Raw genomic sequence first — 21,786 nt, 5'->3', positions numbered from 1 at the left:
TCACAGCGTCGGCCGACGGGCGCGCCACGGGGTGGCGGCCTCGTAGGACTGGGCCACGCGCAGCACGGTCTCTTCGTCGAAGAAGCGGCCGACGATCTGGGCATTCAGAGGCAGGCCACTGGCGTCAAAGCCGGTGCAGATCGACAGGGCTGGATGGCCGGTCACGTTGAACACCGTGGTGGCCGTGTCCGCGGTGAAGGGGGTGATGGTGTCCGGCGCATCAAAGCGCGGGGCCACATGGAAGGCGCCTGCGATCAGAAGGGCGTCGCAGGAGCGCACCAGCGCGTCGGTGGTGTCCACGAGGGAGCGGCGCAGGCGGGTGGCGGCGAGATAATCGGCGGCGCGGACCGTGAAGCCCGACATCATCTTCTCACGCAGGGCCTGCCCCATGAGGGCGCTACGCTCCAGAAAATCCTGCTCATGGATGGAATAGGATTCCGACCAGTTGATCACCTTTGTCACCGCCCGGTACTGCGCCAGAGGGGCCGGCAGGGTGACCTCGCGGATGATGGCGCCCTGTGCCTCCAGTACGCGGGCCGCCTCCTGCAGCGCTGCCGCATTGGCGGCATCAAGAGCTGCCCCTTCCGGGCCGAGGTCGCGGACGAAGCCGATCACCAGCCCCTTCACGCCCGCATGCAGGTTCTTGCGATAATCCGGCACGGGCACGTCGGCGGCGGAGGGATCCCCCGGATCGAAGCCGGAGATGGCCTGCATGACGATGGCATTGTCCTCCACCGTCCAGGTGAGCGGGCCGGTGTGGTCGAGCGTCCAGCAATTGGGCAGGCAGTGGGCGCGGCTGACGCGACCGAAGGTGGCCTTGAAGCCCTGGAGGCCGCAGGCTGCGGCTGGCAGGCGGATGGAGCCGCCGGTATCCGAGCCGAGGGCGAACATGGCGGTGCCTGCCGCAACGGCAGCACCCGCACCGGTGGAGGAGCCGCCGGTGAAGCAGGCGAGATCCCAGGGATTGCGTGCCACCTCGAAGGGCAGGTCATGGTAGACGCCGCCATTGCCGGTGCCATATTCCCAGGTGTTGAGCTTGCCGAGCAGGATCGCGCCCGCCGCTTCCAGCCGCGCCACGGCCGTGGAGGTTGCATCGGCCACGTGATGGAGCATGAGGCGCGAGCCGCCAGTGGTGGGCAGGCCGGCCACGTGGTAATTGTCCTTCACCGCGAAGGGGATGCCGTGCAGCGGCCCCTTCCAGCGGCCGGCGGCAATCTCTGCCTCGGCGATTTTTGCAGCTGCCAGCGCGCGAGCTCGGGTGATCGTGATGTAGCTCTTGAGCCGCGCATCGATGGCCTCGATGCGGGCGAGGAAGGCCTCCACGAGCGTGACCGGCGACAGCCGGCCGGAACCGATGAGCCGCGAGGCCTCGGTGATGCTTAGGAAATGCAGCGGTGTGGCGGCTTCGCTGAAGGCTGCCGTGGTGCTCGGCCCGTTCATGAAACACCTCTCATTCGGCCGGCAGGCGCGCGGCGGCGTGCGTGGGGGGCATCGGCATTACGCCCGTCGCCCGGAGCAGGCGGAACAGGTAGGGCGCCGACAGGATGACGAGGAAGATGCGGACGATGTGGAAGGCGACCACGATCGGCACGTCGAGGTGCAGCACCTTGGCGGTGATGCACATTTCGGTCACGCCGCCGGGCGAGGTGGCGAGCACCATGTTGCCCGGCGAGATGCCCGACACATAGGCCACCAGTACGCCAACGCCGGCGCAACCGGCCATGAGAACCCCGAGATTGATCAGCGCGGCGGGGATGAAGCGCCACATGCTGGTAATGAGTGCACGGTCGAACTGGGCGCCGATGTGGGCGCCCATCAGCACCTGGCCCACCGCCGTAAGCCACGGCGGGACCGAGGACAGCCCGGCCTCCGACAGGCCAAGCACGCAGCCGACCGCCATCGGGCCGAGCAGCCAGGCGTTGCGGAAGCGGAAGCGGGCGAGCAGCGCGGAGAAGGCAAAGGCGAGACAGAGTGAGACAGCAAGGCCGGTGGGCGAGAAGGGCAGGGCGCCGAGCGCACTCGTGCTGCTGCCGCCGGCACCCAGCAGTGTCAGCGTCGTGGGAATGAGGATGGTCACGCTGACAACCCGCAACAGCTGCGTCACCGCGATGGGCATCGGGCGGCCGCCGAAGCGTTCGCCGACCATGCTCATCTCGGCCACGCCGCCGGGCACGCTGCAGAAGAAGGCGGTCACATGGTCGATGCGGGCCGTTCGTGCCAGCAGAAAGCTGGCTGCGGCGCCCACCACCAAGGTGGTGCCGCTGGCCGCGATGATGACCGGCAGATGGGCGAGGACGGCGATAGCTGCTTCTGGCGTGAAGTAGAGGCCGAGTGCGACGCCGAGCACCAGCATTCCAACAATGCGGCCCTCGCTGGACGCTTTCAGCGGCAGGCCGAGGAAGGTTGCGAACCCGCAGCAGATGATGGGGCCGATGATCCACGGCAGCGGCGTGCGGATCCATGCAAACAGGCAGCCGCCGACAAGCCCGATGGCGAGGCCGAGCGCGACCCGTCCGAGCGATGCCCGGTTGAAGGAGGGGGAGGGCTTCATCTTCGCGCGGTTCAGCTGGCCTTGAGGAGCGGGGCCTGCGTGAAGGCTGCTCCCGCCTCATACTGCAGGCAGCGCGCCTTCTGGCCGCCGGGCAGCAGGGTGAGCTCAGGCGCCTGTTCCAGGCATGGTTCGCGCGCCGCCGCGCAGCGGGGCGCGAAGGGGCAGCCGGGCGGCAGGTCGGCGAGATCCGGCGGTGCGCCAGGAATGGGGTCGAGCGCCACCCCGCGCATGTCGGCATGGATGGTGGAGTTCATCAGCCCTTGCGTATAGGGGTGGCGGGGGCTGTCGATTACCTGCTCGACAGAGCCGCTCTCCACGAACTTCCCCGCATACATGACGGCGATCTTGTCCGCGACCTCGCAGGCCACACCGAGATCGTGGGTGACGAAGATGGTCGCCATGCCCATCTCGCGCTGGATTTCCCGCAGCAGGAGGAGGATCTGGATCTGCACCGTGGCGTCGAGCGCGGTGGTGGGCTCGTCGGCCAGCAGCAGCTTGGGTTGGCAGGCGAGGGCGAGCGCGATCATCGCGCGCTGGCGCAGGCCGCCGGACAGTTCGTGAGGATAGGCCTCGAGCCGCCGCTTGGCGGAAGGCACCTGAACGAGCTCCAGCAACTGAAGCGCCCGGGCATAAGCGGCGCGATAGGAGATGCCCTCGTGATAAACGAGCGTTTCGCCGATCTGCTGGCCGATGGTGAATACCGGATCGAGGGCCGTCATGGGCTCCTGGAAAATCATCGAGATCAGCCCGCCCCGGATGCGACGCAGCTGATGGTCCTCGAGCGCCAGCACGTCGATGCCGTCCACGCGCACCTTCCCCTCCAGCCGGGCGGTGGGCGGAAACAGGCGCATCAATGCCCGCATGGTCACGCTCTTGCCGGAGCCGGACTCCCCGAGGATGCAGAGCGAGGAGCCACGGTCCAGCGTGAAAGACACGCCATTGACCACGCTGACGTCGAGATCACGGCCGGTGAAGCGGACGGTGAGGTTCTCGACCTCCACCAGAGGGGCGTCTGCGGCGCTGGCTTGGCTGCTCAATGGACGGCTCCTTCCGAAGGGGCGGCGGTGTGGCCGGAACCGGCACGGTGGGCGTGGCAGGCCACGGGATGCGCGGCCTCGCCATCCGCCGCTTCCAGCGCGGGCGCGACGGCGCTGCACACCGCCTCGGCGATCGGGCACCGCGTGCGGAAGCGGCAGCCGCTGGGCGGATTGATGGGGTTGGGTGGATCGCCGGACAGAGGGGGCGCTGCCATGCGCCTGCGCGGGTCCATGGAGGGGCGCGAGTTGAGCAGGGCGCGCGTGTAGGGGTGCTTGGGCGAGCGGTAGATCTCGTCCACCGGGCCGATCTCCACCGCCTTGCCCAGATACATCACCATGACCCGGTCGCTGATGTACTGGATCACGTTCAGATCGTGGGAGATGAAAATGTAGGTCAGCTCCAGCTTCTGCTTGAGCTCCTGCAGCAGGTTGAGCACCTGCGCCTCCACCGATTTGTCGAGGGCTGAGACCGCCTCGTCGAGGATCAGCAGGCGTGGGCCCATGGTCAGGGCACGGGCGATGTTCACGCGCTGGCGCTGGCCGCCGGAGAGCTCATGCGGATAGCGCGGGGCGAACAGGTCCGGCGTCAGGCCCACCATGCGCAGCATGGACGCGGCGCGGGTCTTGGCCTCCTTTTGCCCCTTGCCCTGCGAGATCAGGCCGAAGGCAATGGAATCCTCGATGGTCATGCGCGGGTTGAGCGAGGAATAGCTATCCTGGAACACCATCTGCATCTGCCGGCGCAGATCGCGCACGGAGAGGCCCCGCATGGCGCCCACGAGATCGCCGTCGAAGATCACATCTCCGGCGTCAGGCGTCATGAGGTGCATCAGCAGGCGGGCGGTGGTGGACTTGCCGCAGCCGCTCTCGCCGACGATGCCCAGCGTCTCGCCCTTGGCCACCGTGAGGTCGACCCCGTCGACGGCTTGTACCCACGCCTGTGGCCGGCCCAGCAAACCACCGCGGATGGGAAAATGCTTCTTCAGGCCCTCGACGATCAGCAGGGGTTGGGCGGGGCCGCCGCGATCGCGCGGATCGACGTCGTTGGGAATGGCGGCCATGGCGACACCGTGTTTCGGGGAAAGGGGGGAGGGGGTCATGCGGATGCCCTCACTGCTTCACGTCCATGGCGCTGCGCAGGCCGTCGCTCATGAGGTTGAAGCACATGGAGGTGATGAAGATCATCACACCCGGCAGGATGGCGTTGAGCGGCGCCACATAGATGGACTGGCGCAGCGTGTTCAGCATCAGGCCCCATTCCGGCTCCGGCGGCGTGATGCCGAGGCCGAGGAAGGAGAGACCGGCGGCGAGCACGATGGAGACGCTGATGAGGCTTGAGGCGTAGCTCAGGATGGGGCCCGTGACGTTGGGCACCACATGGGCGAGGACGATGCGCCAGTTGGCGGCCCCGGTGGCGCGGGCGGCCTCGACGAAATCCTGGTTGCGCATCTGGGTCGCCACGCTTTCGGCCACGCGGGCAACGGGCGGAATGAAGACCAGCGTCAACGAGAAGATGGTGTTGCCGATGCCTGCCCCGAGCACCCCGGAGATGGCGACTGCCAGCAGCACGGACGGGAAGGCATAGAACACGTCGATCACGCGCATGATCAGCATGTTGAGCGCTCCGCCGACATAACCCGCGATGATGCCGAGCAGGCCGCCGATGGCGGTGGCAATCAGCACCGGGGCGAAGCCCATGAAGAGCGAGAGTCGGCCGCCATAGATGAGGCGCGACAGCAGATCGCGGCCGAGCTCGTCCGTGCCCAGCCAATAGCGCGCATCGCCCGGCGCGATCAGGCGGCGGGCCATGCTGGTGCGATAGGGATCGTGCGGGGCCACATAGGGGGCGAAGATTGCCGCGAGCACGATCAGCAGCAGGAGGGTGAGGCACACCATGCTCACCGGGTCGCGCAGCAGGCGACGGCCGACATTGCGCCAGAAGCTGCGGGTGGCGGGGCGCTTGCCCTTGGTGGCGGCCTTGGCGCCGGCGAGGGCGATGGCGGGCTGGGACATGGGTGGCTCTCCCTCAGGCGCGCTTGATGCGGGGATCGACGGCGGTCTGCACCACGTCGACGGCGAGATTGATGAGCACGAAGAACATCGCCAGCACGAGGATCGTGCCCTGCAGCACCGGCAGGTCGCGGGTGAAGATGGCGTTGTTGAGCAAGAAACCCGTACCCGGCCAGGAGAACACCGTCTCCACGAGGATCGATCCCCCCAGCAGCTGCGCGAGCTGGAGGCCCATCACCGCCAGCACGGCGGGCAAGGCATTCTTGACCACATGCACGAAGATGCGGCGGCCGGGCAGGCCCTTGGCGTGCAGGGTCTGCATGAAATCCTGCTTGCGCACCTCGGCGATGGTGCCGCGCACGGAGCGGGCGATGATGCCCGCCGGAATGACCGACAGGGTGAGAGCGGGCAGGATGAGATATTGCAGGCTGTCCCAGCCGAAGCCGAAGGCGCCTGAGCCGCCCTCGCCCATGCCGGTGGCGGGAAGCAGGTTCAGCTCCACCGCGAAGATCACCATCAGCACCATGCCCAGCCAATAGTGTGGAATGGAGACGCCGGTGATGGAAACGGCGGTGACCGCCTTGTCGGTGGGCTTGCCGGCCAGATAGCCCGAGACGACCCCCAGCAGGCACCCGGCGGCAAAGCCGAACAGGACGGCGGCGGCGGCGAGCATGAGCGTGTTGGCAAGCGCCGGCAGCACCTCGGCCATGACCGGGCGTTGGGTCATGATGGAATTGCCGAAATCGCCCATCACCACGTGCTGGAGCCATTTCAGATACTGCACCGGCAGCGGCCGGTCGAAGCCGTAGGCCGCCCGCACCTGTGCCACGGTCTCGGGCGAGGCGCCTTCCGGGATGATGGCGCTCAAGGGGTCGCCGGGTGCCAGATGGATCAGCGCGAAACACACGAGCGAGACGCCCAGGGCGATCGGAACCGTGTAGAGAATGCGGCGCAGCACATAGACGAGCATGGGATCGGCTTTCCGGTCTGCGGCGGCGACCCGGGCGGGGCGCCGCCGTTGCAAGGGGGCGCGCTACTCGACGATGACGGGGGTGAGATCCTGGAACCAGCTTTGCGCCTGCACGAACCCCTTCACATTGGGCCGCAGGGCGCGGGGATTGAGGTCGTGCACCATCCAGATCCACATGGCGTCGTCGACGATGACACCATGCAGTTCGGCGAGAATGCGGTTCTGCGCCTCAAGATCGAAGGTCTCCTTGGCCCGCTTGGCGAGGGCATCGGCCTTGGGATTGCTGTAGCCGCCCCAGTTGAAGCCGAACGGCACCTTGGCGTCCGAGGACGCGGTGCTGACGAGACCGATGTCCGGATCCCAATAGGCAAAGGAATTGTTGATGCCGTGCCGGCCCTTGTTCTCCGGCGCCCAGGCGCCCAGGCGGCGTCGGGTCCGCAGAGCTTCCCAGTCCAACACCTCGAATTCCACTTCGATGCCGACGTCCTTGAAATTCTCCTTGATGAATTCGTTCATGGCCAGCGGCTGCATCTGGCCGGAGCCGGAGGGCGAGATGATCACCTTCAGCTGCACCGGCTTGTCCGGGCCGTAGCCGGCCTCCTTGAGCAGGGCCATGGCCTGTTCCGGGTCGTATTTGATCTCGAAGGTGGGCTTGCCGAACCAGGGATGAGCGGGGTCCACATGCCCCTTTGCCGGCAGGGCGAGGCCGCCCAGCAGCTTTACCAGCCCCTCGCGATCAATGGCGAGGTTGGCCGCCTTGCGGATCCGAATGTCCTTGAAGGGGGAATCCTCCAGCACGCTGATCTGGTAGGGCCAAACATGCGGATAGATGTTGGTGACGATCTGCATCTTCGCCGCCTTGAGGCGCGGGATCACGTCCGGCGGCGGCGCTTCCACGAAGTCCACCTGCCCGGAGAGCAGGGCCGCGGCGCGGGTGTTGGCGTCGGGCATCGGGAACAGGATCAACTGCTCGGATTTCGGGATGCGGCTCTTGTCCCAGTGCTCGGTGTTGCGCACCAGTTCGGCACGCTCGCGCGGCTTGAAGGCGACAAGCTTCCACGGCCCCGTGCCGGACGGCTTCTCGGCGAACTTCGCCCAGTCCTTGCCCACCTCCTCCCAGCGCTTGGGGCTCGACATGAACAGGTTGGCGAGCATGTAGGGCAGGATCGCATCCACCTGCTTGGTGGTGATCTCCACCGTGTAGTCGTCGATCTTGCGCCAGCTCGCCAGCGGCCCGGTCCAGAGCGAGCCCTGTGCCGACTGAGCGGGATCGTACTGGGGCGCGTCCTTCCTCAGCAGCTTGTCGAAATTGAAGACCACGGCATCGGCCGTGAACTCCGAGCCGTCGTGGAATTTCACATCCTTGCGCAGCTTGAATGTCCAGACCTTCCGGTCGCTTTCGCTGACGCTCCAGCTCTCGGCAAGGTCGGGCACGATCACCGGCGCCCGGTCGGCGTGCGAGAGATCCCAGCGGGTCAGGCCATCATAGACGGTGATGCCCATGAAGCGGACGCCTTCGCCACCCTGGCTGGGCTGGCCAGTGGTAAGCGGAATGTCACCGGCGGTCATCGCCACACGCAGCACGCCTGGCTTGCTCTGGGCATAGGCCGGTGCCACCAGCGGACCGGCCATCTCGGCGAGCTCCACGGCGGTAACTGTCATGGCGGTGAGCGACACGCCCGACAGCAGCTTCATGAACCTGCGTCTATTCATCGAAAGATCTCATCTTCGAGCTCGGTTCGGGTGGCCTCTGCTCGCCCTTCCGCGACACAGATGCCGGGACGCATCGTGGCGACCCGGCCGGCAGGCCGGCCGGGTTCACCGCATCAGGTCACCGAGACGGGGGTCAGGTCCTGGAACCAGCTCTGCGCCTGCACGAAGCCCTTCACATTGGGACGCAGGGCACGGGGATTGAGGTCATGCACCACCCAGATCCACATGGCCTGATCCACGAGGTGGCTGTGCAACTCGGCGAGGATCTTGTTCTGCTCGACCGGATCGAAGGCGGCCTTGGCCTTGGTGGACAGTTCGTCCGTCTTCGCGTCGTTGAAATCGCCCCAGTTGAAGCCTCCTGGCACCTTGGCAAAGGATGCGGCGGTGCCGATGAGGCCGATATCCGGATCCCAGTAGGCCCAGCTGTTGTTGATGCCGTGTCGGCCCTTGTTCTCCGGGGCCCAGGCGCCAAGCCGGCGACGGGCGCGCAGAGCTTCCCAGTCCAGCACCTCGAATTCGAGGTCGATGCCGACGTCCTTGAAGTTCTCCTTGATGAACTCGTTCATGGGCAGCGGCTGCATCTGGCCGGAGCCGGAGGGTGAGATGATGAACTTGGCCTTCACCGGCTTGTCCGGCCCGTAGCCCGCGTCCTTCAGCAGTTTCTTGGCGCCTTCCGGATCATATTTGATCTCGAAGGTGGGCTTGCCGAACCAGGGGTGCTTTTCGTCGACCATGCCCTTGGCAGGCGCGGCGAGGCCGCCGAGCATCTTCACGATCCCGTCGCGATCAATGGCGAGGTTGGCCGCCTTGCGGATCCGAATGTCCTTGAACGGCGAATCCTCAAGGTAAGAGAGCTGGTAGGGCCAGATGTGCGGATAGAGATTGGTGACGATCTGCATCTTCTGGGACTTCAGGCGCGGCACCGCATCCGGCGGCGGCGCCTCGATCCAGTCGACCTGCCCGGAGAGGAGGGCCGCGACGCGGGTGTTGGCGTCGGGCATGGGCAGCAGGATCAGCCGTTCGGACTTTGGGATGCGGGTCTTGTCCCAGTGTTCGGTGTTGCGCACCAGTTCGGCGCGTTCGCGCGGCTTGAAGCTCTCCAGGATCCATGGCCCGGTGCCGGACGGCTTCTCGGCGAACTTCGCCCAGTCTTTGCCCACCTCTTCCCAGCGCTTTGGGCTCGACATGAAAAGACCGGCGAGATTGTAGATCAGCACGGCGTCCACGCGCTTGGTGGCGATCTCAACCGTATAATCGTCGATCTTGCGCCAGGAGGCGATGTTCGCATCGTAGGACGCGGCCTGATTGGACTGGGCCTGATCGAACTGCGGCGCGTCGGGCTTCATCAGTTTGTCGAAGTTCCACACCACCGCATCGGCGTTGAAGTCGGACCCGTCGTGGAACTTGACGCCCTTGCGCAGCTTGAAGGTCCAGACCTTCTGATCCTGCGGGTTCACGGTCCAGCTTTCGGCAAGATCAGGGATGACCTGCGCGGCCTGGTCGGCCTTCGAGAGGTCCCAGCGCGTCAGGCCGTCATAGAGCGTGATGCCCATGAAGCGGATGCCTTCCGCGCCTTGGCTGGGCTGGCCGGTGGTGAGCGGGATGTCTGCGGCGGTCATGGCGACCCGCAGCACGCCGGGCTTGCTCTGGGCCTGCGCCGGACCCGCGCCCAGGCCCACCATCTGGCCGAGTTCCGTATCCATGAGGGACACGGCGGTCAGAGACGCGCCCGAAAGCAGCTGCATAAACGAACGTCTGTTCATTGACGGAATCTTCCCTGCTCTTGTCCGGTGGCTCGTCGTGCGTTCCCCGATCGGCGGCGGCCTTATGCGGCCACTCATCATCATTGCGCGGCCATGGCCTCCTCCGGCTGGTGCAGCGACGGCCGGTGGCGGCGGAAATCGGTTTCCCGCTCGAACGCAGCCCCGAGGCGCAGGACAAGCGCGTCTTCGCCCGGTCGCCCAGCGAGCTGCAGGCCGAGCGGCAGGCCTGCGACGTCGAAGCCGTTGCAAAGCGACAGGGCCGGCTGGCCGGTGAGGTTGAACTGGGCCGTGAGCGAGGGCACCTTCGCACCGAAGAAGGTGGGCGGCTCATCGGGCAGCAGGAGAGGGGCGGGCTGGGCGCTGGTGGCCGTGAGGAGGATATCGACCTCCCTCATCACCTCGAACACCTGCGCGGTGAGCTCTGCGCGTGCCCGCATGGCCTGAACATAGTCTTCCGCCCGCAGCAGGGCGCCGGGCAGGATGCGATAGCGCATGGAGCGGCCGAAATCCTGAGGCCGCGTGCGCAGATCCATCTCATGCAGGGAGAAAATCTCGCCCGCCGTGAGCGGCATCTTGGAATCCGTGAAGGTGCGCAGGCTGGGAAGGCGCACCTCGCTGATGTGGCAACCGAGGCGGTGGAACAGCGCGATGCTTGCATCCATGGCGGCGACCACCGCCGGTGCCGCTTCCAGCTCGTCCTCGTACCAGTGGCGCACCACGCCGATCCGCAGCCCGGCAACGGGCGTGAAGAGCCAGGCGGCATAGTCCTCGGCGGGAAAGGCGATGGATGCGGGGTCAAGCGGATCGTGCCCGGCCATGACGCCGAGCATCAGAGCGCAGTCTTCCACCGTCCAGGCCATCGGGCCGCAATGGTCAAAAGAATAGGAGTTGGGCTGCACGCCCCGACGGCTGACCAGCCCATAGGTTGGCTTGAGACCGGCGATCCCGCAGGCAGCCGCGGGCATACGGATCGAGCCGCCGGTATCCCTGCCTGTTGCAGCCGGACAGAGGCCTGCCGCGATGGAGGCACCCGCGCCGCTGGATGAACCCAGGGGCGAGCGAGCGAGGTCCCACGGATTGCGCGCTGGCGGCCAAGGCAGGTCGAACGAGGGGCCGCCCATGGCGAATTCCCAAGTGGCCTGCTTGCCCAGCAACACGCCGCCGCCGGCCCGCAGCTTCGCCTGTACCGTGCAGTCCTCCGTCGGGACGTGGTGCTCCAGCAGCTTTGAATGGGCGGTGGTGCGAACGCCGGCCGTGTCGTAAATGTCCTTCAAACCGTAGGGAGCGCCTTGCATGGGGCCCTTGTCGACGCCCCGTGCAAACAGCGTTTCGGCGTCCTTTGCCTCCGTGCGGGCCCGCTCCGCCGTGATGGTGATGAAACTGTTGAGGGCGCCATCGAGCGCATCCATGCGCGCCAGAAAGGCTTCGGTCAGGTCCACCGGCGACAGCGTGCCGGCTCGAAACTGCCGGCCGGCCTCGGCGATGGTCATTTCATGGAGCGCGCTCATGGCTCAGGCCGTCTGCGGCATGAACTTGCGCGGATCAAATACATGCGCCGGCTCGTCAGCCCGGTCTCGGCCCCGCCGCAGGCGCATCAGCATGGGCTCGATGTTGCCATAGGCTTCGACGAGCTCCTCGAAGATGTCCGGTGGCAGGTCGAGGCCCGCCTGGCGGGCGAGCACCGCAATCTCTTCGCGGGTGGCGGGACGAGGTGGAACGGGGATGCTCATGGCCGTCTTGGGCTCCGTTCGATGACAGGGGAGGACGCTGGCGTCCTCGCGGTGCGCGTCGGTCGGGTGGTCAGTCGAGGTTCGGCACAGCAAGGTGCCATTCGGTGGCCTGCTGGTAGGCATCTCCGGCGCGCAAGACAGTGGCCTCATCGAACGGCCGACCGGCGATCTGCAGCGAGAGCGGCAGGCCCTTGCTGGAAAACCCGCACGGCAGGGCAAGCGCCGGGAGCCCCGCAAGGCTGAAGGGCATGGTGACGAGCTGACGCTTCTTGAAGAAATCGACGCCGTCGGGCACCGCCGGATCGGCGGGCGCCATCCAGCCGGCGGTGACCAGAAGATCATAACGCGAGAAGGCGGCCATCATGCGCGTGGAGAGCTCCGCGCGCCAGCGCATGGCCTGGACATAATCCTCCGCGCGGACGAGACCGCCCACCATGACGCGACTGCGCAAGAGCCGGCCGAAATCCTGCGGCCGGAAGCGGATGTCCGCCTCATGCACGGCGAACAGCTCGGTGATGGAAATGGTGGTCTTGGCGTCGACGTAATCACGCAGCGGATCGAGGGTGAGCGGTTCCACCACGGCGCCGAGCTGGCGTAGCACCTCCACGGCATCATCCACGGCGGCGATCACCTCGTCGGTCGCCTCCTCCTCGTACCAATGGCGCACGAGACCGATCCGCAGGCCCTTGATGGAGCCCGTGAGCGCAGCCGTGTAATCGGGCACGGGCGCGTCGATGGAACCAGGATCGAGCGGATCATAGCCCGCGCAGGCACCGAGCATGGCGGCGCAGTCCGCCGCCGAGCGGGCCATGGGTCCGCAATGGTCCAGCGAAAAGGTGTTGGGATGAACACCGCGCCGGCTGATGCGCCCATAGGTGGGCTTCAGCCCGGTGATGCCGCACATGGCAGCCGGCCAGCGGATGGAGCCGCCGGTATCAGTGCCGATGGCGGCCGGGACGAGGCGACCGCCCACCGCAGCGCCGGAGCCGGACGAGGAACCTCCGGGCAGATAGTCGGGGTTCCAGGGATTCCGGGCCGGGGGCCAAGGCAGATCGAAGGATGGGCCGCCGATCGCGAACTCGAACGTGGCCGTCTTGCCGATGAGAATGCCGCCGGCCGCCTCCAGCTTGCGCGCCACAGTCGCGCTCTCCTGCGGGACACGATCGATGAAGATCCTGGAGTGGGAGGAGGACAGAACGCCTGCCGTATCGACATTGTCCTTCAGGGCGTAGGGTATGCCGTGGAAGGGGCCGCGATCCAGACCGGCGGCGAGTTCGGCCTCTACGGCGGCCGCCTGCGCGAGGGCCGCCTCCGCAGTGACCGTAATGAAGCTGTTCAGCTTGCTGTCGATCCGCTCAATGCGGGAAAGGCAGGCCTTCGTGATCTCGACCGGGGAGGTCTCGCCGGTGCGGATCATTCGACCGAGTTCTAGGACGCCCGCAGTGACGAGATCAGTGTCTCCGACATCGACGCGTTCGCGCGCCGCGAGTTCGAGAGCAGCCATGCGCTTCGACCTTTCGCGATATTGTATACAATCTCGTAATGCGCAGCCAGAGGCAGCCGCGAGATCGTGTCCTGTTGGTCAAGCAATCACCGTGCCAACACAGCTGGATCGCAGCAGATGTCCCGAAGAACAAGCGACGCAAGATGTTGATATATATGCGCGTTTATGGGATTTGAGATCCCGTGGAAGACGTGAAACGCAATGTGCCATCTGCTCCGGGCTGGCGGCCTGCTCCACTTGTTGCCGCGGAGCTGTGCGACGCGTTGTGTGTCTGCCTAATTGCAAGCCATTTTAACAATCCCACGCTCCAAGTGGCATGAAACTGGTCTTTTCGACGCCAGTGCGCGAGAGCTCTCGAGCATCTGGCTCTGATTTCCGGAATTGTGTACAAAATGGGCAGGGGCAGCGCGCGTCTCTGGCGGGCTGCAGGAGAGAGAAGAGCAGGCATGGCGACGCGATCGGAGGTTGTGACGCGGAAGCTCCGGGAGACCATCTTGGACGGCGCCTACGAACCTGGGGCCCGCTTGAATGAGGTGGCTTTGGCCGAACGCATGTCCGTGTCCCGCACGCCGGTCCGCGCCGCCCTCAGCCTGTTGTTCGCAGAAGGGCTATTGGATTACGAGCCAAACTGCGGCTACGTGGTTCGCCGCATCTCACCGGACGACGCGCTGCACATCTATACGGTCAGGGCCAATCTGGAGGGTTTGGCGGCGCGTCTTGCCGCAGAGATTGGCATCACGGGGGAGCCCCGGGAGCGGTTTCAGTCCATTCTCGCGGAGATGGAGAGCCTGATCTCCGGCAAGGCCTGGGGCGAGGTGCAGCAGCGGCGTTGGGGGGAGCTGAACATCACCTTCCATGGCGCCATCTGCCTCGCCGCCGGCAACGATTACCTGACCTCGTCCATCCAGCGCACCCGTACACTCCCGGTGCTGACGGAGCGGGGCCTTAAGACATTTTCTGCCGAACGCGCCGTCGTCTGGTGGGATCGTGCCGCTTATCGGCGCTCGCAGGATGACCATCTCGATATCGGGGAGGCAATTCTAGCGGGGCAGGGGACGAGGGCCGAAGCGGTCATGCGTGAGCATATCGAGCGCGCTGGCCGCCTGATCCGCCAGAAATTGGCCATTCGTGCGGAGGCGCGGCGGGCGCTGCCGTGACACACGGACGCCATCAGGTCCGAAGAGCCATGATCGGAGCCTGTGAACGGTAGTGGACTGGCTATGCCGCCGGGGTTCCGCGATGAGATCGGAGGCTTATTGCGGATGGCCCTTGCGGTCGGTCCTCGTTGTAGTATCTGCCCCAAGCTTTCATCTCTTCGCCTCATACACAATCGTTAGCTCCAGATCCTCTTCCCGGTGATTGAACCGGTAGCAGGTTTCACCCAGATAGAGATGGAAGAACTTTTTCGGCACGCCGCGATACGGATAGAGCCAGTTCTTCGCATAGGACCAGAACCCCTCGACCCCGTCGATGTGGTCGCGTCCGACCGGCGGTCCCTTCTCCTTGCGGATCACCACATGGTCGCCCCGCAGACGCAGCGTGGCGTAGGCCTACCACTCGTCCGTGTAGTAGAGCGAGCCCTCGCGGCTTTGCGCCTGGATCACCTGCATGATGGAGGCGCCGTCATGGGCTTGGATCGGCGCCGCCTTCACCAGACCGTTGCGCTTGATGATCCCGAATACGATCACCTTGCCGGCCGCGCCCCAGCCCCGCTTGCCCTTGCGGGCGCCGCCGAACGTGGTTTCATCGCATTCCAGGCTGCCCTCGAACGGCTCGCGCAGATGCTCCGCATAAGCCATCGCGAGACGGATCAGGCGGTAGAAGCGCTCCGTCGCCGGCCGGCTCGCCACCAGGGAGAACCGCTGCCGATAGACCGGCACGCCCCAGGCAAAGCGCTGCACCAGCTCCGTCTTCGTCCGGCTGTCCAGCCGCGAGGCATCCCACAGGGTCCGCTCCCGGAAGCGTCGTCCGCAGCGCCGACATTTCCGCCGGCCGTCTCCGAGGCGCCAGCTCCAGCCGAACCCACAGTCAGGGCATCGAGACATCGCCAAATCCTCGCGGATTTGGTCCAGCTTCGATAGGCATTACCATGCGGTGAATGGTGAGACGGGGCACTGACGCCTGTGGGCAATTTCGCCACCGAGACCCAACCACGCGGCTTCGCCATCGATCCGCTGGGGCGCTATCTGATCGCGGCGGGCCAGAAATCCAATGCCGCCACCATCTATGCCATCAACCCCGAGAGCGGGGCGCTGAAGGCCATTGGTCGGCAGGAACTTGGCAAGAACCCCAACTGGGTCGAGATCGTCAACTTGCCCTGAGGCCTTGGCCGGGGCGCGGCCAACCGCGCCCCGGCTTTCACACCACCGGCGTCGGCAGCGCCCGCCCGGCGAAGTGGGCATCGAGATTGGCGATCACGAGGGCGGCCATGTCGGCACGCGTCTCATGCGTGGCGCTCGCCATGTGCGGGGTCAGCACCACGTTGGGAAGGCCATGGAAGCCTTCCGGCACGTGGGGCTCGTTCTCGAACACGTCGAGCGCGGCACCGGCGATCTGGCCGTGCTGGACGGCGTGGAGCAGGGCCTTCTCGTCCACCAGAGAGCCGCGCGCCACGTTCACCAGCACGCCCTTCGGCCCGAGGGCCTCCAGAACCGGCCCGTTGATGAGGTGTCGCGTCTCCGCCGAGGCGGCGGCGGCGATGATGAGCACATCGCACCAGGCGGCGAGTGCCGCCGGGCTCTCGAACGCCCGATAGGGCACATCCTGCGGGCTGCGGGAGGCATAACCGATCTCGCCGTCGAAGGCCTGAAGGCGCTTGGCGATGGCACGGCCGATGCGGCCGAGACCGACGATGCCGAACTTCTTGCGCGACATCTTGCGGCCGAGCGGCAGGTCGCCTTTCGGCCATTGGCCGGCGCGCACATGCCCATCGCCCCGCACCAGCTGGCGCAGTGCGGCGATGGTGAGGCCGATGGCAAGGTCCGCCACGTCCTCCGTGAGCACGTCGGGCGTGTTGGCGACGCGATAGCCCCGGCGCCTGGCTTCGGCGAGGTCCACCTTGTCGTAGCCGACCCCGTTGATGGCGACGATCTCAAGGGCCGGCAGCCGCGCGCCCACCGCCGGCGGCAGGCCGATGTGGCCGCCTGTGGCGACCGCCTTGATGGCCGAACCGTGGGTGGCGAGAAAGGCCTCGGCATCCGCCGCCTCGTGCAGGCGGTGCACCGTGAAGCGCTCCGCCAGATCCGCCTCGAGGGACGGCATCAGCGGGCAGAGCTGGAGCAGGTCGGGCTTCATGGAGAGGTCTCGGCTCACTTCACGTCCGCCTTCACGAACTGGCGCAGTTCCGGCGTCTGGGGATTGGCGAACAGCTCCTGGGAGGGGCCTTCCTCCCAGATGCGGCCCTTGTGCATGAACACCGTGGTGTTGGCCACGCGCTTGGCAAAGCCCATCTCGTGGGTCACGAGGATCATGGTCATGCCGTTGCGCGCGAGGCGCTCCATCACGTTCAGCACCTCTTCGGTGAGCTCGGGATCAAGCGCCGAGGTCACCTCGTCGAACAGCATCAGCTTGGGATGCATGGCGAGCGAGCGGGCGATGGCGACGCGCTGCTGCTGGCCGCCGGAGAGCTGGTCCGGATAGGCGTCGAACTTCTCCGACAGGCCGACCAGTTGCAGCACCTCGCGGGCGGTGTCGTGAGCCTCCTTGGCGGCGACCTTCTTCACGATCTTCGGCGCGAGCATGATGTTTTCGCCCACGGAGAGATGCGGGAAGAGGTTGTAGCTCTGGAACACGATGCCGACTTCCGTGCGCAGGTGGCGGAGCTTCTCCTTGTCCTGCGTCACCTCTTCACCGGCGATCTCGATGCGGCCGGACTGAATGGTTTCCAGCCCGTTGATGCAGCGCAGGAGCGTGCTCTTGCCGGAGCCCGAGCGGCCGATGAGGGCGACCACCTGGCCGCGTTCGACGGTGAGAGAGACGCCCTTCAGAACCTCGACCGCACCGAAGCTCTTGTGCACGTTCTCAATGAGAACTTCCGACATTTAACTTCCTCTCGAGCCAGCCCGACAGGCGGGACAGGGGGTAGCAGATGACGAAATAGATGGCCGCAACCGTCAGGAAGACGCGGAAGGGCTGGAACGTCGAGTTGTTGATGAGCTGGCCGGCGCGGGAGAGTTCCACGAAGCCGATGATGGAGGTGATGGAGGTGTTCTTCACCACCTGCACCGCAAAGCCGGTGGTGGGCGGCAGCGCGATGCGCAGGGCCTGCGGCAGGATGATGTGCCGGAACTGCTGGACCCGCGTCATGCCGAGGCATTCGGACGCTTCCCATTGCGGCTTCGGCACCGCCTCGATGCAGCCGCGCCAGATGTCGCCGAGATAGCCGCTCACATAGATACTCATGGAGATGCTGGCGGCAACGAGGGCGGGCAACTGGAAGCCGATGAGGCTCAGTCCGTAATAGGACAGGAAGAGGATCATCAGGACCGGGGAGCCCTGGATGATCTGGATGTAGGCGGCGGTGGCGAGTCGCAGCGGCATCAGCGGCGACACGCGGGCGAGCGCAATGAACAGTCCGGCGATGCCGCCCAGCGTCAGCGCGATGGCCGTGAGCACCAGCGTCCAGCGCAGGCTCTCCAGCAGGAAGATGAAGTCGTTGAGACCGAAGGAGCGGACAAGCATGGCTCAGGCTCCTTCCACGGCCGGGGCCAGCTTCAGCTTCGGCCGGCGCTTGAACAGGTACCAGCCGACGAGGGCAAAGATGCCCCGCAGGACCATGGACAGCGCCAGATAGATGAGCGTCGCGATCACATAGACCTCGAAGCTCCGGTAGGACTGGCTCTCGATCTGCGCGGTGACCGAGGACAGTTCCTCGGCGGAGATGGCCGAGCACACGCTCGAGGCGAGCGTCATCAGGATGAACTGGCTGCACAGCGCCGGATACACCTTGGCGATCGCCGGCGGGATGATGATGTGCCGGTAGATCTGGTAGGTGGTCATGCCGAGGGACTGTCCCGCCTCCACCTGCGAGCGGTGGACGGCATCGATCCCGGCGCGGATGATCTCGGTGGTGTAGGCGCCGAGATTGATGGTCATGCCGATGAGCGCCGCTGCGGTGGCGTCCACCCGCACGCCCAGCACCGGCAGGCCGAAGAAGATGATGAAGAGCTGCACCAGGAAGGGCGTGTTGCGCACCACTTCCACATAGAGCTTGATGATGCGTCCGATCAGCCCGCCATACATGGCGCGGACGGAGGCCAGCATGATGCCGAGGGCGAGGCCGAGCACGATCGAGCTGACAGACAGCTGGATTGTGAGCAAAAGCCCGCTGAGGAGTTCATCGCGGTAATTGGCGATGACCCCGAACTGGAACTGATAATTCACGATCACCCCCTTGAGGGATCAGGCGCGACCCTGAAGTCCGCGCCCTGTGGGCGGTCGATGGCCAGAGCCCGCGCCGATCAGATTGCATCGCAGTCTGATCGGATCACGCGTTCTCTTCTTGAGTCTGGAGGGCGATTCACTGACCGGATTGATTCAATCCGCCGGGATGGCGCCCCAAGCGATCAAAAAGGCGGCCGGGCGGGGAGGCCGCGCCCGGCCGCAGGCGCTCAGAAGGTTTCCAGCGGCGGCAGGGGCGTGTCCGTCCACTTGCGGTAGAGCGTATCCAGCTCACCATTCTTCTTCATGAAGTAGATCGTGTTGTTGAGCCACTGGAGTATCTCGAAGTCGCCGGGGCGCACGGCCATGGAATTGCCCTGCGCATAGATGCTGAAACCGATCTCGAGCTTGGCATCCGGGTTCTGCTTCGCCACCGAGAGCACCAGCGTCTCCGGCAGGGCCGCGGCTTCAACTTGGCCCGAGAGGAGGGCCTGGGTGGTGATGGAGTCGTCCTCGAAGATGGTGACGTTGATGCCGCCAGCGCGGCGCAGGGCGGCCTCCTGCGGCGTGCCGCGGGTGGCGCCGACCTTCTTGCCCTTCAGGGCATCGAGGCTTTCCACCTTCGCGCCCTTGGTCACGACCACCATGTTGAAGGCGTTGTAGGGCATCGTGAACATGACCGAGCGGGCGCGCTCGGGCGTCGGGTTCAGCGTGGCGATGAGGAAGTCCACGCGGCCGGTCTGGAGCGCGGGAATACGGGCCGGGGGCGTGAGCGCCACATATTCCGCCTTCACGCCGAGATATTTGGCGATCAGCACGGCGACATCATAGTCGTAGCCGGTGGGGTTGCCCTTGTCGTCCACCATGCCCATGGGCGGGCCGCCGATCAGCACGCCGATGCGCACTGTGCCGCGCTGGACGATTTCGTTGAGCGTCGTGGCGCTCGCGCTGGCGGCGCTGGCAAGACCGGCGAGGCCGATGCCGGCGGCGACCAGAAGGCCCCGCGTGAGGGATTTCAGGCTCATGGTTTCCTCCCTTTGAGCAGTCCTGTGAGGGTGTCGGGCAGCCGGGATGCGGCTGCGCCCGTCAGAGGCTTTGAAGACGCGGATTGGCGTGCCCGCGGAACGGCGTGATTGTTGATGATCCGGGCGGCGCCGCCGTTCGCGCGCGGCCCGTTGTCCGGGATCAGAGGGTCGCGAGGACGCCGCCGTCCACGTAAAGGACCTGTCCGTTGACGAAGCTCGCCGCCTCGGAGGCGAGGAAGATGCAGGCGCCCTGCAACTCCTCCACATTGCCCCAGCGGCCGGCCGGCGTGCGGTTCTTGAGCCACGCGTCGAATTCGGGGTTCTCGATCAGCGCCTGATTGAGCGGCGTGGCGAAGTAGCCCGGTCCGATGGCGTTGATCTGGAGGCCGTGGCGCGCCCAGTCCGTGCACATGCCCTTGGTGAGGTTCTTCACCGCGCCCTTGGAGGCGGTGTAGGGGGCGATGGAATAGCGCGCCGCCTCGCTCTGGAGGCTGGCAATGTTGATGATCTTGCCGCGCTTGCGGGCGATCATGTGCCGGGCGACCGCCTGTCCCACGTAGAATACGCTGTCGAGATTGGTGCGCATCAGCTCGTGCCACGTCTCGACGGAATAGTCCTCAAGCGGGGCGCGGCGCTGGATGCCGGCATTGTTCACCAGAATGTCGATGGCGCCGGTGTTCGCCTCGATCTCATCGACGCCACGCTGCACTGCAATGTGATCGGTAACATCGAAGGCGGCCACCTCGGCGGCGACACCCTGATCAGCGAGGCGTGCCTGGGCGTCGGCAAGCTTTTCGGCGTCGCGGCCGTTCAGCACCACGCGCGCGCCGGCCTTTCCGAGGCCAAGGGCCAGCGAGTAGCCGATGCCTTGGCTGGAGCCGGTGACGAGCGCCAGACGGCCGGTGAGGTCGAACAACTGGATCGACATCTTGTCTCCCTAGGTGCTGCCCGCTCGTGCCCTGGAGCATCCGGCGGCCTGCTTTTTTGCTTGTGCTCCAGATAGAGCATGTTATCGGTAACAAAACAAGAGGCCCCTCGCATGCGGGCCTCGCACCGGGGAGTGACCATGCGCGCCGCCGTGCTTCATGCCGCCAAGGATCTGAGGGTCGAGGAGATTGATGAGCGCCCGCTCGCTGACGACGAGGTGCGCCTGCGCTTCGCCGCCGGCGGCATCTGCGGCTCGGACCTCTCCTATTATTTCAAGGGCCGCGTCGGGGATTTCGACGTGCGCCAGCCGCTCGTGCTGGGCCACGAGGTGTCCGGCGAGGTGGCGGCGGTCGGACCGCGCGTCGAGACGCTTAAGCCGGGCGACCGCGTGGCCGTGGACCCGAGCCGGCCATGCCTCACCTGCGACTATTGCCGCATGGGGCGCTCCAACCTCTGCCGCAACATGCGCTTCTTCGGCAGCGCGGCGATCTATCCGCACGTGCAGGGCGCCTTCAGCGAGACCTTCATCGCCCGCGCCGACCAGTGCGTGAAGGTGCCCGACAGCATGTCCATGCGGGTGGCCGCCTGCGCCGAGCCGCTGGCCGTTTCCGTCCACGCCTGCCGGCGCGGCGGCGAGATCGCAGGGCGCAAGGTCCTGATCGCCGGGGCAGGGCCCATCGGCATCCTCTCGGCCCTCGTCATGCGCCGCATGGGCGCGGCCGAGATCGCCATCACGGACCTCGTGGAGGCGCCGCTCGCCATCGCCCGCGAAGCGGGGGTGGATGAGACCATCTGCGTCGGCACCGATCCGGAGAAGCTCACCCGTTATGAGGCGGACAAGGGCTATTTCGACATCGCGCTCGAGGCGACTGGCTCGCCGCAGGCGCTCGCGTCGCTGTTCAAGGTGGTGCGGCCGGGCGGTCGCGTCATCCAGGTGGGCATGATGCCGCCCGGTACCATTCCCGTGCCGGCCAACATGCTGATGGCCCGCGAGATCGATTTCGTCGGTGCCTTCCGCTTCCACACCGAGTTCAAGACCGCCGTGGACTATCTGGCGCGCGGCCTCATCGACGTATCCCCCATCCTCTCGGCCCAGATGCCCATGAGTGATGCCGACGCCGCCTTCGCCATGGCCGCCGACCGCAACCGGGCGATCAAGGTCCATCTCACCTTCTGA

General features: G+C 66.1%; 22 protein-coding genes. 3 read left to right on the top strand and 19 right to left on the bottom strand.

What is annotated here, in order from left to right; translation table 11 throughout:
* From AZC_RS13610 to AZC_RS13560, 11 genes are all read right to left on the bottom strand, one after another.
* Complete coding sequence (locus tag AZC_RS13610; RefSeq protein ID WP_012171156.1) at positions 1-1,440, bottom strand: amidase; 1,440 nt, start codon at positions 1,438-1,440, stop codon at positions 1-3.
* Positions 1,441-1,450: 10 nt separating this feature from the next.
* Complete coding sequence (locus tag AZC_RS13605; protein WP_012171155.1) at positions 1,451-2,551, bottom strand: AbrB family transcriptional regulator; 1,101 nt, start codon at positions 2,549-2,551, stop codon at positions 1,451-1,453.
* An 11-nt stretch (positions 2,552-2,562) separates the two neighbouring features.
* Positions 2,563-3,588 (bottom strand): ABC transporter ATP-binding protein, encoded by a 1,026-nt coding sequence (locus AZC_RS13600; RefSeq protein WP_012171154.1) that lies wholly within the window; start codon positions 3,586-3,588, stop codon positions 2,563-2,565.
* Positions 3,585-4,649 (bottom strand): ABC transporter ATP-binding protein, encoded by a 1,065-nt coding sequence (locus tag AZC_RS13595; protein ID WP_043879351.1) that lies wholly within the window; start codon positions 4,647-4,649, stop codon positions 3,585-3,587. Before AZC_RS13595 ends, AZC_RS13600 begins: the two co-directional genes overlap by 4 nt.
* Positions 4,650-4,698: 49 nt before the next feature.
* Positions 4,699-5,601 carry an ABC transporter permease gene (locus AZC_RS13590; RefSeq protein ID WP_012171152.1) on the bottom strand — a complete coding sequence of 301 codons (903 nt, stop codon included), beginning with the start codon at positions 5,599-5,601 and terminating at the stop codon, positions 4,699-4,701.
* A gap of 13 nt (positions 5,602-5,614) precedes the next feature.
* Entirely contained in the window at positions 5,615-6,568 is a 954-nt protein-coding gene (locus AZC_RS13585; protein WP_043879350.1) for an ABC transporter permease, read from the bottom strand.
* A gap of 63 nt (positions 6,569-6,631) precedes the next feature.
* Positions 6,632-8,263 carry an ABC transporter substrate-binding protein gene (locus AZC_RS13580; RefSeq protein WP_081433989.1) on the bottom strand — a complete coding sequence of 544 codons (1,632 nt, stop codon included), beginning with the start codon at positions 8,261-8,263 and terminating at the stop codon, positions 6,632-6,634.
* 131 nt (positions 8,264-8,394) lie between these two features.
* The gene (locus AZC_RS13575) at positions 8,395-10,026 is read right to left on the bottom strand and encodes an ABC transporter substrate-binding protein (protein WP_081433988.1); all 1,632 of its coding nucleotides are present in this window, start codon (positions 10,024-10,026) and stop codon (positions 8,395-8,397) included.
* A 98-nt stretch (positions 10,027-10,124) separates the two neighbouring features.
* The gene (locus tag AZC_RS13570) at positions 10,125-11,552 is read right to left on the bottom strand and encodes an amidase (RefSeq protein ID WP_012171148.1); all 1,428 of its coding nucleotides are present in this window, start codon (positions 11,550-11,552) and stop codon (positions 10,125-10,127) included.
* 3 nt (positions 11,553-11,555) lie between these two features.
* On the bottom strand, positions 11,556-11,774 hold the full coding sequence (locus tag AZC_RS13565; protein WP_043879349.1) for a hypothetical protein: 219 nt from the start codon (positions 11,772-11,774) through the stop codon (positions 11,556-11,558).
* A 70-nt stretch (positions 11,775-11,844) separates the two neighbouring features.
* On the bottom strand, positions 11,845-13,278 hold the full coding sequence (locus AZC_RS13560) for an Asp-tRNA(Asn)/Glu-tRNA(Gln) amidotransferase GatCAB subunit A (RefSeq protein ID WP_012171147.1): 1,434 nt from the start codon (positions 13,276-13,278) through the stop codon (positions 11,845-11,847).
* Positions 13,279-13,772: 494 nt separating this feature from the next.
* Here AZC_RS13560 and AZC_RS13555 point away from each other — a divergent pair, with 494 nt between their 5' ends.
* A complete protein-coding gene (locus AZC_RS13555; protein WP_158304116.1) occupies positions 13,773-14,435 on the top strand; it encodes a GntR family transcriptional regulator in 663 nt (220 codons plus the stop codon).
* A 150-nt stretch (positions 14,436-14,585) separates the two neighbouring features.
* Here the strand turns inward: AZC_RS13555 and AZC_RS25955 are convergent, their stop codons facing one another.
* Positions 14,586-14,792 (bottom strand): hypothetical protein, encoded by a 207-nt coding sequence (locus tag AZC_RS25955; RefSeq protein WP_197531775.1) that lies wholly within the window; start codon positions 14,790-14,792, stop codon positions 14,586-14,588.
* A 36-nt stretch (positions 14,793-14,828) separates the two neighbouring features.
* Positions 14,829-15,179 carry a transposase gene (locus tag AZC_RS25950; RefSeq protein ID WP_197531774.1) on the bottom strand — a complete coding sequence of 117 codons (351 nt, stop codon included), beginning with the start codon at positions 15,177-15,179 and terminating at the stop codon, positions 14,829-14,831.
* A 222-nt stretch (positions 15,180-15,401) separates the two neighbouring features.
* Here AZC_RS25950 and AZC_RS13545 point away from each other — a divergent pair, with 222 nt between their 5' ends.
* Positions 15,402-15,599: a beta-propeller fold lactonase family protein gene (locus AZC_RS13545; protein WP_012171144.1), complete on the top strand. Its 198-nt coding sequence runs from the start codon at positions 15,402-15,404 to the stop codon at positions 15,597-15,599.
* Between the two features lie 37 nt (positions 15,600-15,636).
* On the opposite strand, the gene AZC_RS13540 is transcribed toward AZC_RS13545, so the two are convergent.
* The 6 genes from AZC_RS13540 to AZC_RS13515 form a co-directional block, all read right to left on the bottom strand.
* Positions 15,637-16,572 carry a 2-hydroxyacid dehydrogenase gene (locus AZC_RS13540; RefSeq protein ID WP_043879346.1) on the bottom strand — a complete coding sequence of 312 codons (936 nt, stop codon included), beginning with the start codon at positions 16,570-16,572 and terminating at the stop codon, positions 15,637-15,639.
* A 14-nt stretch (positions 16,573-16,586) separates the two neighbouring features.
* Positions 16,587-17,318, bottom strand: coding sequence for an amino acid ABC transporter ATP-binding protein (locus tag AZC_RS13535; RefSeq protein ID WP_043879345.1), 732 nt, complete (start codon positions 17,316-17,318; stop codon positions 16,587-16,589).
* Positions 17,299-17,958 carry an amino acid ABC transporter permease gene (locus AZC_RS13530; RefSeq protein WP_012171141.1) on the bottom strand — a complete coding sequence of 220 codons (660 nt, stop codon included), beginning with the start codon at positions 17,956-17,958 and terminating at the stop codon, positions 17,299-17,301. Before AZC_RS13530 ends, AZC_RS13535 begins: the two co-directional genes overlap by 20 nt.
* Positions 17,959-17,961: 3 nt before the next feature.
* A complete protein-coding gene (locus AZC_RS13525) occupies positions 17,962-18,660 on the bottom strand; it encodes an amino acid ABC transporter permease (protein ID WP_043880311.1) in 699 nt (232 codons plus the stop codon).
* 227 nt (positions 18,661-18,887) lie between these two features.
* Positions 18,888-19,682, bottom strand: coding sequence for a transporter substrate-binding domain-containing protein (locus AZC_RS13520; RefSeq protein ID WP_012171139.1), 795 nt, complete (start codon positions 19,680-19,682; stop codon positions 18,888-18,890).
* 160 nt (positions 19,683-19,842) lie between these two features.
* Positions 19,843-20,610: an SDR family oxidoreductase gene (locus AZC_RS13515; protein WP_012171138.1), complete on the bottom strand. Its 768-nt coding sequence runs from the start codon at positions 20,608-20,610 to the stop codon at positions 19,843-19,845.
* Positions 20,611-20,748: 138 nt separating this feature from the next.
* Here AZC_RS13515 and AZC_RS13510 point away from each other — a divergent pair, with 138 nt between their 5' ends.
* Entirely contained in the window at positions 20,749-21,786 is a 1,038-nt protein-coding gene (locus AZC_RS13510; RefSeq protein ID WP_012171137.1) for an L-idonate 5-dehydrogenase, read from the top strand.

The sequence above is a fragment of the Azorhizobium caulinodans ORS 571 genome, from assembly GCF_000010525.1.
GTDB classification, from domain to species: Bacteria; Pseudomonadota; Alphaproteobacteria; order Rhizobiales; family Xanthobacteraceae; genus Azorhizobium; species Azorhizobium caulinodans.
Note: the sequence above shows the minus strand (reverse complement) of the source record. Positions and strands in the feature narration are given on the sequence as shown.